Annotated in this window: 12 protein-coding genes; 8 read left to right on the plus strand and 4 right to left on the minus strand. The window is 73.2% G+C overall.

Features of this window, described 5'->3' with window-relative positions; all coding sequences use genetic code 11:
* Window positions 1-38 precede the first annotated feature (38 nt).
* Window positions 39-1,988, plus strand: a complete 1,950-nt coding sequence (locus tag ACNF49_RS19185; protein ID WP_482944561.1) for an amino acid permease — start codon at window positions 39-41, stop codon at window positions 1,986-1,988.
* Window positions 1,989-2,022: 34 nt separating this feature from the next.
* Here the strand turns inward: ACNF49_RS19185 and ACNF49_RS19190 are convergent, their stop codons facing one another.
* From ACNF49_RS19190 to ACNF49_RS19200, 3 genes are all read right to left on the minus strand, one after another.
* Window positions 2,023-4,110 carry a 3-hydroxyacyl-CoA dehydrogenase NAD-binding domain-containing protein gene (locus ACNF49_RS19190; protein ID WP_357965013.1) on the minus strand — a complete coding sequence of 696 codons (2,088 nt, stop codon included), beginning with the start codon at window positions 4,108-4,110 and terminating at the stop codon, window positions 2,023-2,025.
* Window positions 4,107-5,270, minus strand: a complete 1,164-nt coding sequence (locus ACNF49_RS19195; protein WP_482945543.1) for a thiolase family protein — start codon at window positions 5,268-5,270, stop codon at window positions 4,107-4,109. The genes ACNF49_RS19190 and ACNF49_RS19195 overlap by 4 nt, the downstream gene beginning before the upstream one ends.
* A gap of 61 nt (window positions 5,271-5,331) precedes the next feature.
* On the minus strand, window positions 5,332-6,060 hold the full coding sequence (locus ACNF49_RS19200) for a hypothetical protein (protein WP_482944562.1): 729 nt from the start codon (window positions 6,058-6,060) through the stop codon (window positions 5,332-5,334).
* Between the two features lie 367 nt (window positions 6,061-6,427).
* Here ACNF49_RS19200 and ACNF49_RS19205 point away from each other — a divergent pair, with 367 nt between their 5' ends.
* On the plus strand, window positions 6,428-7,801 hold the full coding sequence (locus ACNF49_RS19205) for an LCP family protein (RefSeq protein WP_482945544.1): 1,374 nt from the start codon (window positions 6,428-6,430) through the stop codon (window positions 7,799-7,801).
* A 16-nt stretch (window positions 7,802-7,817) separates the two neighbouring features.
* Here ACNF49_RS19205 and ACNF49_RS19210 read toward each other — a convergent pair whose 3' ends face one another.
* On the minus strand, window positions 7,818-8,111 hold the full coding sequence (locus ACNF49_RS19210; RefSeq protein WP_357965003.1) for an ArsR/SmtB family transcription factor: 294 nt from the start codon (window positions 8,109-8,111) through the stop codon (window positions 7,818-7,820).
* A 93-nt stretch (window positions 8,112-8,204) separates the two neighbouring features.
* Here ACNF49_RS19210 and ACNF49_RS19215 point away from each other — a divergent pair, with 93 nt between their 5' ends.
* From ACNF49_RS19215 to ACNF49_RS19240, 6 genes are all read left to right on the plus strand, one after another.
* Window positions 8,205-9,632, plus strand: a complete 1,428-nt coding sequence (locus ACNF49_RS19215) for an FAD-dependent monooxygenase (RefSeq protein ID WP_482944563.1) — start codon at window positions 8,205-8,207, stop codon at window positions 9,630-9,632.
* Between the two features lie 91 nt (window positions 9,633-9,723).
* On the plus strand, window positions 9,724-10,833 hold the full coding sequence (locus ACNF49_RS19220) for a hypothetical protein (protein WP_498702692.1): 1,110 nt from the start codon (window positions 9,724-9,726) through the stop codon (window positions 10,831-10,833).
* A 124-nt stretch (window positions 10,834-10,957) separates the two neighbouring features.
* Window positions 10,958-11,959 (plus strand): LacI family DNA-binding transcriptional regulator, encoded by a 1,002-nt coding sequence (locus ACNF49_RS19225; RefSeq protein WP_357964995.1) that lies wholly within the window; start codon window positions 10,958-10,960, stop codon window positions 11,957-11,959.
* A 31-nt stretch (window positions 11,960-11,990) separates the two neighbouring features.
* Window positions 11,991-12,764: a sugar phosphate isomerase/epimerase family protein gene (locus ACNF49_RS19230; RefSeq protein ID WP_482944565.1), complete on the plus strand. Its 774-nt coding sequence runs from the start codon at window positions 11,991-11,993 to the stop codon at window positions 12,762-12,764.
* Window positions 12,765-12,772: 8 nt separating this feature from the next.
* Window positions 12,773-13,690 carry an alkaline phosphatase family protein gene (locus ACNF49_RS19235; protein ID WP_482944566.1) on the plus strand — a complete coding sequence of 306 codons (918 nt, stop codon included), beginning with the start codon at window positions 12,773-12,775 and terminating at the stop codon, window positions 13,688-13,690.
* Between the two features lie 34 nt (window positions 13,691-13,724).
* On the plus strand, window positions 13,725-16,295 hold the full coding sequence (locus tag ACNF49_RS19240) for a PEP/pyruvate-binding domain-containing protein (protein ID WP_482944567.1): 2,571 nt from the start codon (window positions 13,725-13,727) through the stop codon (window positions 16,293-16,295).
* Window positions 16,296-16,298: the final 3 nt, after the last annotated feature.

Genomic DNA, 16,298 nt, shown 5'->3' on the forward strand with positions numbered 1-16,298 from the left:
GCGCATGATCACTGAGGGGCTGGGAAGGATCGCTGATCGTGGACATCTTTCGCACGAAGAGCGTCGAACAGTCGATCCGCGACACCGAAACTCCCGAGCACCAGCTGCGCAAGCGGCTGAGCGCCATGGACCTGATGGTCTTCGGCATCGGCGTGATCGTCGGTACCGGGATCTTCGTGCTCACCGGCCAGGTGGCCAAGGAGGTGGCGGGGCCGGCGGTCGCGCTCTCGTTCGTCGTGGCGGCCGTGGTGTGCGGCCTGGCGGCGCTGTGCTACGCCGAGTTCGCCTCGACGATCCCCGTGGCCGGGTCCGCCTACACCTTCTCCTTCGCCACCCTCGGCGAGTTCCCCGCCTGGGTGATCGGCTGGGACCTGATCCTGGAGCTGGCGCTGGCCGCGGCCGTGGTGTCGGTCGGCTGGTCGGGCTACTTCGCCTCGATGCTCGACTCCGTCGGCATCCACCTGCCGGCGTCCATCGCGGGCGACGATCCCGTGGTCAACGTGCCCGCGGTGGCCATCGTGCTGATCCTCACCGCGATCCTCGTGGCCGGCATCAAGATCTCCTCGCGGGTCAACCTGATCCTGGTGATCACCAAGATCACGGTGGTGCTGCTGGTCATCGTGGCCGGGCTGTTCTTCGTCAAGGCCGCCAACTACACGCCCTTCATCCCCGACCCGGTGGCCTCGCCGCGGGTCGAGGGGCTGAAGGCGCCGCTGATCCAGGTGCTGTTCGGGGTCACGCCCGTCGCGTTCGGCGTGATCGGCATCTTCTCGGCCGCGGCGATCGTGTTCTTCGCCTTCATCGGCTTCGACATCGTGGCCACCGCCGCCGAGGAGACCGTGCGCCCGCAGCGCGACGTGCCGCGCGGCATCATCGGCTCGCTGGCCGTCTGCACGATCCTCTACGTCGCCGTCTCGCTGGTCGTGGTCGGCATGCAGCCGTACAAGCAGCTGAGCACGAGCGCGCCGCTGTCGGACGCGTTCACCGCCGTCGGCCACCCCTGGCTGGCCGCCATCATCAGCGTGGGCGCCATCGCCGGTCTGACGACCGTGGTGCTGGTGCTGCTGCTCGGGCAGACCCGGGTGTTGTTCGCCATGTGCCGGGACGGCCTGCTGCCGCGCCGGCTGGCCGTCGTCCACCCCACCTTCGGCACGCCCGCCCGGCTCACCGTCCTCATCGGCCTGGTGACCATGGCGCTGGCCGGGTTCGTGTCGTTCGGGGAGCTGGCCGAGCTGGTGAACATCGGCACGCTGTTCGCGTTCATGGTGGTCTCCGTCGGCGTGATCGTGCTCCGGCGCACCCGGCCCGACCTGGAGCGGGCCTTCCGGGTGCCGATGGTGCCGCTGCTGCCGATCCTGTCGGTGCTGGCCTGCCTCTACCTGATGCTCAACCTGCCGCTGGAGACCTGGCTCAGGTTCGTCGTCTGGATGATCATCGGCGTGGTCGTCTACTTCGCCTACGGCTACCGTCACAGCAGGCGGGGGCCGTGCCCGGCCGGTGACGCGCGAGGGGGCGGACCGGTGGCCCGCCCCCTCGCCCGCTCAGATCGCCAGGAGCGTTCCGAGGCCCGCCTTCATCGTGCAGGCGTTGGTGTAGACCTTGCCCCACTTGACGGTCTTGTCGTACCATTTGCCGAGGATCATGACGGCGCGCGGCTCCAGCTCCTTGCCGCAGGCCGCGGCCGCCTTCGGCGAGACGTTGATCTTGGCCGGGTCGCCCTTCACCTTGCGCAGGAGAGCGCAGGCGGCGTGGGCGGAGGGGTGGGTGCCGCCGTCGGGGCTGCAGTTGAGCCAGGCGCCCTTGGTGGGGCCGTTCTTCACCGCCATGGTGACCTTGAGGACGACCTTGGGGGTGGGGGGCGCCGCCAGGGAGGGCGACGACGCACCCAGCACGAGGGCTCCGGACAGAGCGATCGTGCCGACTGCTCGCATCATGGTTACTCTCCGTTCGTAGGACGGCACAGTACGCTACGGCGAAGGCGGCCATGACGTACGGAGACCCGCCGGGCGGGCCTCCGTAAAATCACGCGGGCAGCGAGGCCACACCGGGCGGAAGGAACCGGGGCTGGGCGATCCCCGACCTGTCCAGATAAGGCGTGATGCCACCCAGATGGAACGGCCAGCCGGCGCCCAGGATCATGCACAGGTCGATGTCCTGCGGCCCGGCGACGACGCCCTCGTCCAGCATGATCCGGATCTCCCGGGACAGCGCCCCGAGCACGCGCTCACGGACCTGCTCGGCCGTGGACGGCGACGTGCCGCCGGCGAACAGGGCCACAGCCTCCGGGTCGAGCGAGAAGTCCGGACGGTAGACGCCGGGCTTGCCCGAGGCGACCAGCTTGGCCATGTTCTCCGAGACGCCGAACCGCTCGGGGAAGGCCGCGTGCAGCGTCTCGGCGACGTGCAGGCCGACGGCCGGGCCGACGAGCTGCAGCAGCGCGAACGGCGTCATCGGCAGCCCGAGCCCGTCGAGCGCGTGCTCGGCGACCTCCAGCGGCGTGCCCTCGTCCACGGCGGCCACGACCTCGCCCATGAAGCAGGTCAGCAGCCGGTTGACCACGAACGCCGGGGCGTCCTTCACCAGCACGGACGACTTCCGCAGCGACTTGCCCACCGCGAACGCCGTGGCCAGCGTGGCGTCGTCGGTCGAGGCGCCCCTGATGATCTCCAGCAGCGGCATCACGGCGACCGGGTTGAAGAAGTGGAACCCGACCAGCCGCTCGGGGTGCGCCAGCCCGGCGCCCATCTCGGTGAGCGAGAGCGAGGAGGTGTTGGTGGCGAGCACGCACTCGTCCGAGACCACGGCCTCGACCTCGGCGAACACCTGCTTCTTGACCGCCATGTCCTCGAAGACGGCCTCGATGACGAAGTCGGCGTCGGCGAAGGCGTCCTTGGTCAGGGAGCCGGTGACCAGGGACTTGAGCCGGTTGGCCTGGTCGGCCGAGACGCGGCCCTTGCCCAGCAGCTTGTCGACCTCGGCGTGCACGTACCCCACGCCCTTGTCCAGGCGGGACTGGTCGAGGTCGGTCAGCACGACCGGGACCTCCAGGCGGCGGGCGAACAGCAGCGCCATCTGCGAGGCCATCAGCCCGGCGCCCACGACGCCGACCTTGGTGACCTTGCGGGCCAGCGACCGGTCCGGCGCGCCCGCCGGACGCTTGGCCCGGCGCTGGACCAGGTCGAAGGAGTAGAGCCCGGCCCGCAGCTCGTCGCCCATCAGCAGGTCGGCCAGCGCCTGCGTCTCGGCGGCGAAGCCCTCGTCGCGCGAGGCGGTCGCGGCCAGCGCGATCAGGTCGAGCGCCCGGTAGGGGGCGGGGGAGGCGCCGCGCAGCTTCATGTCCACCAGGAAGCGCGCGTCGGCGACGGCCTTGTCCCAGCCGTCGTGCTCCTGCCGCTCGACGGCGACCTCGCCCTTGACCACGCGGGCGGCCCAGCGCAGCGACTCCTCCAGGAAGTCGGCCGGCTCGAACATCGCGTCCGCGACGCCCAGCTTGTAGGCGTCCGCGCCCTTGATCATGCGGTTCTGCGACAGCGGGTTCTCGATGATCAGCTTGATCGCGTTCGCCGGGCCGATCAGGCGGGGGAGTAGCTGCGTGCCGCCCCAGCCGGGCACCAGGCCGAGGAAGCACTCGGGCAGCGCCACCGCGGGCACGCCGGAGGAGATCGTCCGGTACGCGCAGTGCAGCGCGATCTCCAGGCCACCGCCCATGGCCGCGCCGTTCACGAACGCGAACGTCGGGATCGGCAGCTCGCCCAGCCTGCGGAAGACGTGGTGGCCCAGCGCGCCGATGGCCTCGGCCTCCTCGCGGGAGGCCACGGCCGCCGCGCCCTTGAGGTCGGCGCCGACGGCGAAGATGAACGGCTTGCCCGTGACGCCCACCGCGGCCAGGTCGGTGCGCGCGGCGATCTGCGACAGGGCCTCGTCCAGCGCGAACAGGCCGTGCGGGCCGAAGGTGTTGGGCTTGGTGTGGTCGAAGCCGTTGTCCAGGGTGATCAGGGCCATCGTGCCGGCGCCACCGGGCAGCGGCACGTCGCGCACGAGGGCCTTGGTGACGACCTCGTCGGTATTGCGCCCGCTCAGCAGCGTGCGCCAGGTCTCGATGTCGCTCATGCCAGGTTCTCCCAGATCACAGTGCCGCCCATGCCCATGCCGACGCACATGGTGGTGATGCCGTACCGCACGTCGGGCCGCTCGCCGAACTGGCGGGCGAGCTGCGTCATGAGCCGCACGCCCGAGGAGGCCAGCGGGTGGCCGAAGGCGATCGCGCCGCCGTAGGGGTTGACGCGCTGGTCGTCGTCGGCGATGCCGAAGTGCTCCAGGAAGGCCAGCACCTGGACGGCGAACGCCTCGTTGACCTCGAACAGGCCGATGTCGCCGATGGACAGCCCGGCCAGGCGCAGCGCCCGCTCGGTGGACGGGATCGGGCCCACGCCCATCACCTCGGGGTCCACGCCCGCGAAGGCGTAGGAGACCAGGCGCATCTTCGGCGTCAGGCCCAGCTCGCCGGCGACCTCACGGGCGGCCACGATGCAGCCGGTGGCGCCGTCGTTGATGCCGGAGGAGTTGCCCGCGGTGACGTTGCCGTGCGGGCGGAAGGGCGTCTTGAGCGCGCCCAGCGCCTCCATCGTGGTGCCGGGGCGCGGCGCCTCGTCCTCGGCGGCCAGGCCCCAGCCCTTCTCGGCCGTCCTGATCGCGGTGGGCACGAGGTCGGGCTGGATCTTGCCGTCGGCGTACGCCTTGGCCGCCTTCTCCTGCGAGAGCACCGCGTAGGCGTCGGCGCGCTCCTTGGAGATCGACGGGTAGCGGTCGTGCAGGTTCTCGGCGGTCATGCCCATGACCAGCGCGCTCGGGTCGACCAGCTTCTCCGACAGGAACCGCGGGTTGGGGTCCACGCCCTCGCCCATGGGGTGGCGGCCCATGTGCTCGACGCCGCCGGCGATGGCCACGTCGTACGCGCCGAAGGCGATGCCGCCCGCGACCGTGGTGACCGCCGTCATCGCGCCCGCGCACATGCGGTCGATCGCGTAGCCGGGCACGCTCTTGGGCAGGCCGGCCAGCACCGCCGCCGAGCGGCCGATGGTCAGGCCCTGGTCGCCGATCTGGGTCGTCGCGGCGATGGCCACCTCGTCCACGCGCTCGGGAGGCAGCCCGGGGTTGCGCCGGATGAGCTCGCGGATGACGCGGACGACCATGTCGTCAGCGCGGGTCTCCGCGTACAGTCCCTTCGGCCCTGACCTGCCGAAAGGCGTGCGTACGCCGTCGACGAACACGACGTCACGAGAGGAAGGCACGGATTCGCTCCTCGTTCTTGGATGGGGTTCCGCGCCTATGCTACTCGTCGGTAACCACCCCGCAGACGAGTGCGGCGGTCAGCAGCGCGTAAACGATCGGCATGGGCGGTTCCCAGAGATGGGCGCGGGCTCCGAGCAGGGCGGCGACCGCCACGGCCGCGCCCGTCCAGAGCGCCGCGCCCCCTCGTGGACGCGCGCCCCGGCCGGGATCCCACGGATCGCCAGGTGATCCTCCCGGACGCCCGGCGCGCGCCACTATCCCCAGGGCGTCCCGTGCCCACCAGACGAGGAACGACACCCCAGCGGCCAGGCCGACCACCATGGCGGCCTCGACGGCCCAGCTCAGGGCGTCGGCGAAGGCGTACCGGGCGGCCGCCCTGAACTGCCCGGGAGAGGTGCCGCCGAGCAGCAGCAGCACGGCCCAGCCGGACGCGACGCCGAGCCGGCTCAGCGGACGCCGCCGGGCCGAGGGCGGGACGGCGAACAGCTCCCGCTCGCGGTGGCGCACCAGGCGCGCCCGCGCGCCCCACACCAACTGGGTGACCGCCAGGACGGGCAGCGCGATCGCGAACACCGCCAGGGAGAGCACGGCGAGCGGTAACGTCTGCTCTCTGGTCGGCGCGCGGTCGGCCAGCACCTGGGACGTGGCCAGCAGCGCGATCGAGCCGGCGAGTGCGACGAAGACGGCCCGGCGGGCGGTCCGGGCGGCGGTGCGCAGCCCGGCCAGCGCCTCGGCGCCTGGAGGGGGCGCCATCTCGGTCAGAAGCATGGACGTCATGATGGCGTCACGGACCGTAGTGACGCCGCCGATTCGCGCGCTTTGCATGGAGCCCTCGCCGGACGCGTCCTCCGAAGGCCGCGATCGGGTGAAATCGGCGACATGCCGTATAGACGGCGGATTGTCAGTATGCTGCGCGTCACACCATAGGGGGCCGCGCTCTGCGAGGGGCGCGCGGGGGTGCGTCCTGTGCGGGCGCGCGTAGAGGGGGCGCGTGAGCGAGGGCCGGAGAGCGGCGGAACGGCCGCAGCATCGCCCCGACCGCCGCCCGGACCGCCACCCCGATCAGCGCCCCGACCGTCGCCTGGACCGGCCTCCGGGACGCGCGCCGCGGATCACGCCGATGGCGTGGGTGAGCATGGTGCTGACGTTCGTGCTGGTCGCCGTCACGCTGGGCGGGTACGCGTACTACCGCAGCATCTTCGCCGACATCCCGGTTCTGCCGCCGGTGGAGGCCGGGTCGCGGCCGCCCGAGACCGGCGCGCTCAACGTGCTGCTCGTCGGGTCGGACTCGCGCGAGGGCGACAACAAGAAGTACGGCGCGAAGTCACAGGGCCTCGGCGAGCGCACCGACACGATCATGGTGCTGCACATCTCCCCGGACCGGGACAAGGCCACCATGATCAGCTTCCCCCGGGACACCATGGTCATGATGCCGCAGTGCCAGAGCCGCACCGGCGCGATGCTGGCCGGCGGGCTGCGCCAGATCAACTCCGCCTTCAATGACGGCGGCATCAACTGCACGGTCCGCACGCTGGAGTCGCTCACCAACATCAAGATCAATCACATCGTGAAGGTGGACTTCACCGGCTTCAAGGGCATCGTCGACGCCCTCGGCGGCATCGAGATCTGCCTGCCCAAGGCGGTCAACGATCCCAAGGCCAAGCTCGTGCTCAGCGCGGGCAAGCACGTCGTCAAGGGCGAGCAGGCCCTCGGCTACGTGCGCACCCGCTACGCCCTCGGCGACGGCAGCGACCTCGGCCGCATCCAGCGCCAGCAGGTCTTCCTCACCAAGGTGCTGGACAAGATCACCGATGGCGGGCTGCTCACCGACCCCGCCAAGCTCAACGCGTTCCTGCGGGCCGGGGCCAAGGCCGTCTCCCTGGACAGCGAGCTCAAGGAGCCGGACCGGATGCTGGAGATCGCCAGAAGCGTCCAGGGGCTGACCGCCAAGGAGCTCAAGGGCATCACCGTGCCGGTGGAGGCGTACCCGGCCGACAAGAACCGGGTGCAGCTCAAGCAGCCGGACGCGCGCAACTTCTTCGAGGCCGTGCGCTCCGACACCGAGGTGACCCCGCCCTCGTCCGCCGCCAAGCCGAAGGTCGAGAACGGGCGGGTGCGCGTCCAGGTGCTCAACGGCACCACCGAGATCGGCAAGGCCGGTCAGGTGGCCGACGAGCTGGCCGACCAGGGGTTCGCCGTCGTCCAGGTCGGCAACGCCGCGCCGGTGGCCACCACGTCCATCCGGTACGCGAAGAAGGACGCCGACAACGGCGCCGCCTACGGGGACGCCGTGGCCGCCCGGCTGTCGAAGGACAAGCGCACGCCGGTGGCGGGCAAGGTGGCGCCGGTGAACCCGAAGCCGTACGCGACCAAGGTCACCCCGCTGCCCGACGGGCCGATCGTGCAGCTCGTCATCGGGGCCGACTGGCCGGGCGTGCGGGTGGCGTCGGCGATCCCCGGCTCGCTCAAGGACAAGGTGGTCGACTCCACCACGAACCCCTGCATGTGACCCGGGCGACGGGTGATCAGAGGTCCTCGGACAGCAGCAGGTCGACCAGGCCGGGGAAGCGGGCGTCGAGGTCGTCGCGGCGCAGCCGGATGAACAACTTGCGGCCCTCCGGGCGCTGGCAGATGACGCCGGCCTCGCGCAGCACCCGCCAGTGGGCGGTCAGCGTCGACTTCGGCACGTCGGCCACGACCTCGCCGCAGAACAGCTCGTCCCCCGAGGCCAACGCGCGCACGATCTTGGCGCGTACGGGATGGCCGAGCGCGGCGAGCACGTCCACCAACTGGATCTGGTCACGCGACGGGTGCAGCATGCCGCCATTGTACGGATAACACGAACGATGATTTGACGGACATTGTTCGTATGTACGAGGATTACGTACTCATCCGGATTCGAGGAGGGTGCTGTGTTCGATGTCGCCGTGGTGGGTGGCGGGCCCGTGGGCATGTTGCTCGCCGCCGAGCTGGGCCTGCAGGGGGTGCGGCCGCTGGTGCTCGAACGGCTCGCCGTGCCGACCGGCCAGTCCAAGGCCGGGACGCTGCACGCGGGCACGGCCCGGAGCCTCGACCGGCGCGGGCTGCTGGAGGCCGTGGGGCGGTCCACGTACGGGAGCGTGAGCTTCCACTTCTCCGGCCTGTTCGGGCTGGACCTCGGAGCGGTCACGGACGGCGGGCCGAGCATCGTGGGCAGCCCGCAGGCGTGGGCCGAGCAGGTGTTCGCCCGCCGTGCGGCGGCCCTGGGCGCGGAGATCAGGCGCGGCCAGGAGGTCACCGGCCTGGAGCAGCGGGACGACCACGTCGCGCTGACCGTGAACGGCCACGAGCTGACCGCCCGGTACGTCGTCGGCGCCGACGGCGCGCGCAGCGTGGTGCGCAAGGCCGCCGGCATCCCGTTCACCGGCACCGGGGCCCGCGTCGCCGCGCTCATGGGCGACGTACGGCTGCTCGACCCGTACACGGTGCCGCCGGGCTACACGCGTACGCCGCGGGGCTGGGTCATCGTCTGGCTCGACCCCGCCGGGCACAGCCGCGTCACCACCTACGACTTCCGTGCCCCGCACGCCGACCGCGAGGCCCCCGTCGCGGTGGAGGAGCTCCAGGAGGCGGCCGAGCACATCCTCGGCGTGCCGGTCCCGATGGCCGGCGCGCGCAACCTGTCCCGGTACGGCGACGCCGCCCTGCAGGCCGAGACCTACCGCGCGGGCCGCGTCCTGCTGGCCGGGGACGCGGCGCACGTGCACTTCCCGTGGGGCGGCCAGGGGCTGAACACCGGCCTGGGGGACGCCTTCAACCTGGGCTGGAAGCTGGCCGCCGAGGTGCGCGGAGACGCCCCCGCCGGGCTGCTGGACAGCTACCACGCGGAGCGCCATCCGGTCGGCGCGCGGGTGTTGTGGAACGTGCGGGCCCAGAGCGCGCTGGCCAATCCCGACCCCGCTGTCGACCCGCTGCGCGAGCTGTTCGCCGAGCTGATGCGGTTCGACCAGGTCAACGAGTACCTGAGCGGGATGATCAGCGGGGTGGACACCGTCTACGACGTGGGCGTGCCGGGGGCCGGGCGGATGGCGCCCGACCTGCCGGTCAAGACGGCCGACGGCGTGGTGCGCACCGCGGAGCTGCTGCGCGGCGGCCGGACGCTGCTGCTGGACCTCGGCGGCCGCGACGACCTGGTGGCGGCGGCCGCTCCGTGGGCGGACCGGCTGGAGATCGTGCGCGGCAGCGCGGAGCACGACGCCGAGGCGCTGCTCGTGCGGCCCGACGGATATACGGCCTGGACGTCGGGGGCGCGGGGGTACCCGCTGGAGGCCGCGCTCGCCCGCTGGCTGGGACCAATGTGACGCAGAGTAACTTTAGTGAAACATGTGAAATTTCCGGACAAGTCTGTTAAGAAAGGTCGCGGTCCGTATTCAAAGCTAGAGAGGTTCCATCGTGGCGCGCGACGAGAACGACAGGCCGTACGAGGATGGGCAGGGTAAATCGTTAAACCCGGAGCTGACCGGAGACGTGCTGTCCCCCCGGTGGAGCACCGAGGACACCGACGAGCAGCCCGCGATCCAGGTCTCCGGCAACGAGACCTACATCCTCCCGGCCGGCCAGGGCGCGCAGCCCGTCGAAGTCCCGGCGCCCCCCGCGGTTCCGGCGGCTTCGGCGACTCCGGTCGACGCGCCGCACGACGTGCTCGACGCCCCGAGCGGCCCGCACGACGTCCTGGACGGGCCGGGCGGGTCCCACGAGGCCCTGAGCGGGCCGCACGAGACGCTGGCCGGGCCGTACGAGGGCCTGAGCGGGCCGCACGCCGTCCTCGGCGCGGACGGGCCCGACGTCTCCGACGTGTCCGGCGACCGCGCGGGCGACGACGACCTGCCCTACCTGCCGCTGGACCAGGGCTACAAGCCCGAGCGCGACGACGACGCGGGTGAGGCCAGGCGCGGCTTCCTTGGCTCCGGCTGGACCGACGACGCCGACGACCGCCGGGGCGGCGCCGGGCGCGACCGTGAGGTGCGCCGGCGTACCAGGGTGCTGGTGCTGGCGGCGGCCGCGGTGGTGCTGGTCGGCGCCGGGGCGGGCTGGCTGCTCACCGGCACCTCCTCCGACGACCCGTGCGGGGCCGGGGCCTGCGCCGGGGCGAGCCAGGTCACCGCCCCGGCGCGGACGGCGCTCCCGGAGGAGACCGAGGCCGCGCCCGAGCCCGAGGATACGGACACCGCCGAGCCGACCGTGTCCGAGACCGTAACCCCCACCCCCGTGGCCCGCCGCCCCCGTCCCACCCGCGAGCCGTCGGTACGGCCCACCACCCCCGCCCGCGAGAGCCGCCCGACGGCCACGCCCGACGAGAAGGTCACCCACGGCCCGCGGGACCAGATGAACGACACCTCCGACGGCACCCCCGAGGACTCGGCCGAGGCGCCCGCCACCAAGCGGCCGGAGCGGCAGGAGAGCGCACCTCCCACGCAGGCGCCGCCCGTGCAGCAGGAGCAGCCCGCCCCCTCGCCGAGCGAGAAGAAGGGCCTGTTCGACATCCTGTTCCCCTGGGCGTGAGGACCCCGTCGCCGTCCTCGTGAGCGCGGGGCCGCGAGTTGTCCCGCCGCCGGGGGCGGGCGTGCGAGGATGCGGAGCCAGGTCGTCGTCTGGCAGACTTGGAAACCGCTTTCCGGGAGGTCTCGTGGTCACGCTTGAGGACGTCGCCAAACAGGCGGGCGTCTCCCTCGCCACCGCCTCGCGGGTGCTCAACGGCAGCACCCGCCAGGTGGGCGCGACCCTGCGGGCCCGCGTCGAACGGGCCGCCGACGAGCTCGGCTACCGCGCCAACATCGCCGCCCAGACGCTGGCCCGGGGCGCGAGCAACGTCATCGGCATCGTCGTCCACGACCTGACCGACCCCTACTTCGCCGCGCTGGCCGACGGCGCGATGCGGGCCGCCGCCACCGAGGGCATGCTGGTCATGGTGGGCACCACCCACCGCGATCCCGAGCAGGAGATCGCCTACGTCGCCACCATGAACGCCCAGCGCGTGCGCGCCGTGCTGCTGGTCGGCTCGCGGGTCGCCGACCCCGTCGTGACCGGGCGGCTGCGCGAGGAGCTGGCCCGATACCGGGAGGGCGGCGGCCGGGCCGCGTGCGTCGGCCAGGACCTGCTCGGCGTGGACACCGTCGCGCCCGCCAACCGGGCCGGCGCCGCGGCCCTGGCCCGCGCGCTGGCCGGGCTCGGCCACACCCGCTTCGCCGTACTGGCCGGGCCGCCCCACCTGGTGACCGCCGCCGACCGGTGCGAGGGGTTCGCCGAGGCGCTGCGGGAGCTGGGGCTGCCCGAGCCCGTCGTGGTCCACGGGCCGTTCGACCGCGACGGCGGCTACCGGGCCGCGACCGAGATCGGCAAGGCGACCTGCGTGTTCGCGGTCAACGACGTGATGGCCGTGGGGGCGCTGGCCGCCTGCCGGGAGCGCGGGATCCGGGTGCCCGAGGACGTCTCGGTGGCCGGGTTCGACGACATCGTCACGTTGCGTGATCACGTGCCCGCGCTGACGACCGTGCGGCTGCCGCTGACGGACATGGGGGCGCGGGCCCTGGAGCTCGCGCTCGGCCGGGACGACGCCACCGCCGCCCCCGTGGTCGAGCACGTCGCGGGCGAGGTCGTGCTGCGGGAGAGCGTCAGGAGGATGACATGAGCGTGACGGGCGCGGAAGCCGGGGTGATGGCGTGAAGCCGGCGGTCAGCACGTTGGGGATGCCGGGGGAGGGGCTGGAGCGGGCGGCCGGGATCGCCGCCGCGCACGGCTGCCAGGGGCTTGAGCTGCGGCTGCATCCGGACACCGGCGTCCATGCCGGGCTCACCGCGCAGGAGCGGCGCGGGGTGCGGGAACGGGTGGAGCGGGCGGGGCTGGAGATCGCCGCCCTGGCTGGATATGTCGGCATCTGTGAGCCGGGACCGGACGAGCCGGTCGCCGACGCGCTCCTCGCCGACCTGCGGCTGGCCGCCGACCTGGGCGCGCCGGGCGTGCGGGTGTTCCCGCGCGGCGACGATCCGGCGGTCGGTGCCCGCAGGCTGAGGTCCGTCGCCGGTACGGCAGCCGACCTCGGCGTACGCGTCCTGGTCGAGACGCACGACCTGATGCCCACCGGCGCGGCCGTGGCCGGGCTGCTGGCCGAGGCGGGCTGCCCGGAGTCCACCGGCGCGCTGTGGGACCTGCTGCACCCCTGGCGGAACGGCGAGTCCCCGGCCGCCACGCTCGCCGCGCTCGGCCCCTGGCTCGCCTACGTCCAGGTCAAGGACGCCGTCTCGGCCGAGGACACCACCCCGGTCCCGATGGGGACGGGCGCGGTCCCGCTGGAGGAGGCCGGCGACCTGCTGCGCGCGGCCGGGTACGCCGGATGGGTCTCGCTGGAGTGGGAGCGCACCTGGTATCCGGACGTGGCGCCGGTGGAGGAGATCCTGCCGGACGCGGTCGCCTGGGTGCGGCGGTTCACCGCTTAGATAGGGGAATGCCCCTTAACAAGAACAAAGTCCTCGTGGTCGGCATGGACGGCCTGCGCTTCGACCGGCTCGTCGCCCTGGCCCCGCCGGTCCTGTCGTCGTTGATGGCCTCCGGTGCGTACGGCACCAGCAAGCTCCCGTACGGCGAGGCGGCGGCCCCCAGGACGGAGTCGCCCGGCGAGGTCGTGCCCAAGGCTCCGGAGCCGCCGGCGGCGGGCCGCGTGATCAGGTCGCGCACGGACTCGGGCCCCGGCTGGTCGTCCATCGCCACGGGCGCCTGGCCCGACAAACACGGCGTCGTGGACAACAGCTTCGCCAGCCCCAAGTTCACGAAATTTCCGGACTTTTTGAGTCGTGCGAAGAATGCCCGCCCCGACCTCGTGACCGCCGCCTTCCTCTCCTGGGCCGCCCTCGGCGAGCACGGCGCGTTCGGCCCCGCCATCGACCACCGCATGGTCCTGGACGGCTACGCCCTCACCTGGACCGCCGCCGACCGGCAGATCGCCGACGCCGCCGAGCGCCACCTCGCCGAGACCGGCCCCGACCTCGCCTTCGTCTATCTCGGCGACACCGACGAGGTGGCCCACGCCCTCGGCCCCCACTGCCCCGAGTACGCCGCCGCCCTGCACGCCCAGGACGCCTACCTGGGCCGCCTGCTCGACGCCGTCCGCGCCCGTCCGGGGGAGAGCTGGACCGTGCTGGTCACCACCGACCACGGCCACGTGGACGAGGGCGGCCACGGCGGCACCTCGGCCGAGGAGCGCACGGTGTTCGTGATCGCGAACCGGCTGGGCGCAGACCTCGGCGGCCGCCCGCTGGCCGAGCCCCGCCTGGTGGACGTCGGCCCGACCGCCCTGGCCCTGCTCGGCGTGCCGCTCGACCCGTCCTGGGAACTGGACGGGACACCGCTGTTCAACAGCTGGTGAATTTGTGGCAGACTCCGGAGAAGGGGTGCCTTCCATGAGGACCACACGCGACTTCTCCGAGATCGACGCCACGATGCTCGCCGAAGTGGGCGGAAAGGCCGCCAACCTCGGCGAGCTGACCCGCGCCGGCCTGCCCGTCCCGCCCGGCTGGGTGCTCACCACCGACGCCTACCGGCAGGTCGCCGCCGGGCTCGACCTCACCCCGGGCGACGGGCTCGCCGGGCGGGCCAGGCGCCACCTGCTCCGGGCCGAGATGCCCGCCCCGGTGCGCGAGGCGATCGTGACGTCCTACGCGCGGCTCGGCGCGGACGTCCCGGTGGCCGTGCGCTCCTCGGCCACGGCGGAGGACCTGCCGTTCGCCAGCTTCGCCGGCCAGCAGGACACCTTGCTCAACGTGGTGGGCGCCGAGGCGGTGCTCAACGCCGTACGCCGCTGCTGGGCCTCGTTGTGGAGCGACCGCGCCGTGGCCTACCGGGAGGCCAACGGCATCGGCCACGACGGCGTCCGGCTCGCGGTGGTCGTCCAGGTGATGGTGGACGCGCGGGTGGCCGGGGTGATGTTCACCGCCGACCCGGTGACCGGCAGGCGGCACGCGACCGTCCTCGACGCCGCCCCCGGCCTGGGCGAGGCGGTCGTCTCCGGAGCCGTCGATCCCGACCGGTTCGTCGTCTCGGGCGGCGAGGTGCTGGAACGGCGGGCGGGCGGGCCGAAGCTGGCCGTCCGGCCGCTGCCCGGCGGCGGCGTCGAACGCGTCGAGACCGCCGCCGGCGGCCTGTGCCTGACCGACGCGCAGGTGCTCGCCCTGGCCGAGCTCGGCGCGCGTGTCGAGGACCACTACGGCACGCCCCAGGACACCGAGTGGGCCATCGGCCAGGACGGCACGCTCTGGCTCACCCAGGCCAGGCCGATCACCACGCTCTACCCGCTGCCCCGGCCGGCCGGGCCCGGCCTGCGCGTGCACCTGTCGCTCAACGTCGCCCAGGGCGTGATGGGGCCGTTGACCCCGATGGGGGTGTCGGCGTTCAACCTGGTCGCCTCGGGGGCGGCGACCCTGTTCGGGCACGCGCCCGCCGACCGGCTCGACGGCCCGGCGTTCCTGTCCGAGGCGGGGCAGCGGTTGTGGATCGACCTGACCACGCCGCTGCGCAGCCGTACGGGCCGGGCGGTCCTGACCCGCATGATGCCCCTGGGGGAGGCGCGGGCCGCGGCCGTCGTGCGGGAGCTGGCGGGCGACCCGCGGCTGTCGGTGGTGCAGACCTCGCCCCGCCCGTTCCTGCGCGGGCTGCGCCGCTTCGCACGCCGCGTGCACGCGCCGGCGCGCGTCCGCGACGCGCTGCTGAGCCCGGCCAGGGCGCTCGCCCACGCCGCCCGCGTCGGCGAGGAGCTGGACCGGCGGCTCGAACCGCCGCCCGGCGCCACCCCGGCCCAGCGCCTCGACCACGCCGAACGCCTGCTCGGCGGGACGTTCCCGGCCATCGTCTCGATCATGCCGATCGTGCTCACCGGATACGCCCTGCTCGGCCTGGCCGCCCGGCTCTCCGGCACGCGGGTGGGCGACCTGCAGGACGTCCTGCGCGGCGTCCCGCACAACCCGACCACCGAGATGGACCTCGAACTGTGGGGCCTGGCCACCCGCGTCGAGCCCGAGCCGTTCGGCGACGTGCCCGCGGCCGAGCTGGCCCGCCGCTACCGGGCCGGCGAGCTGCCGTCGCGGGCCCAGAAGGAGATCGCCGCCTTCCTCGGCAGGTACGGCCACCGCGGCGTGGCCGAGATCGACGTCGGCGTGCCCCGCTGGTCCGACGACCCCACGCACATCCTCGGCGTACTGGCCAACTACCTGCGCATGGACGCCGGTTCCGGCCTCGCCCCCGACGCGCTGTTCGCCAGGGGCGCGCGAGCGGCGCGGGAGGAGGTCGAGCGGGTCGCCGCGCTGGCCGCGCGCAGGGGCCGGTGGCGGGCGCCCGTGGTGCGCTTCGCGCTCGGCCGCACCCGGGCGTACGCGGGGCTGCGCGAACTGCCCAAGTACCACGCGGTCAGGGCCATCGCCGCCGTCCGGCACAGCCTGCGCGCGGTCGGGGAGCACCTCGTCGCCGCCGGCGTCCTGGACGACGCCGCCGACGTGTACTTGCTGCGCATGGAGGAGGCCAGGTCCGCGCTGTCCGGCGGCGACCTGCGCGACCTGGTGCGCGGGCGGCGGGCGGCGTACGAGCGGGAGTCGCGCCGCAGGCACGTGCCCCGGATCATGCTCTCCGACGGCACCGAGCCCGAGGCGCTGGCCGGACCCGTGCCCGACGGCGCGCTGACCGGCACGGCGGCCTCGGCCGGCACGGTCACCGGCCCGGCCAGGGTGGTGCTCGACCCGACCGGGGCCCACCTCGAACCGGGCGAGATCCTGGTCTGCCCCTCGACCGACCCCGGCTGGACCCCGCTGTTCCTCACGGCCGGCGGCCTGGTGATGGAGATGGGCGGCGCCATGTCGCACGGCGCCGTGGTGGCCCGCGAGTACGGCATCCCCGCCGTCGTCGGCGTCCGCGACGCCATCGGCCGCATCGCCACGGGGCAGGAGATCACCGTCGACGGAGCGGCGGGCACGGTGACCCTTTAGGCC

It is taken from the genome of Actinomadura sp. ATCC 39365 (assembly GCF_054392275.1).

Bases quoted from the DNA above. Each gene is read 5' to 3' on its own strand.
- ACNF49_RS19210 (WP_357965003.1), bottom strand. From the start codon at position 8,111: ATGCTGCACCCGTCGCGTGACCAGATCCAGTTGGTGGACGTGCTCGCC.
- ACNF49_RS19200 (WP_482944562.1), bottom strand. From the start codon at position 6,060: ATGCTTCTGACCGAGATGGCGCCCCCTCCAGGCGCCGAGGCGCTGGCC.
- ACNF49_RS19235 (WP_482944566.1), top strand. From the start codon at position 12,773: ATGCCCCTTAACAAGAACAAAGTCCTCGTGGTCGGCATGGACGGCCTG.
- ACNF49_RS19205 (WP_482945544.1), top strand. From the start codon at position 6,428: ATGGTGCTGACGTTCGTGCTGGTCGCCGTCACGCTGGGCGGGTACGCG.
- ACNF49_RS19240 (WP_482944567.1), top strand. From the start codon at position 13,725: ATGAGGACCACACGCGACTTCTCCGAGATCGACGCCACGATGCTCGCC.
- ACNF49_RS19190 (WP_357965013.1), bottom strand. From the start codon at position 4,110: ATGAGCGACATCGAGACCTGGCGCACGCTGCTGAGCGGGCGCAATACC.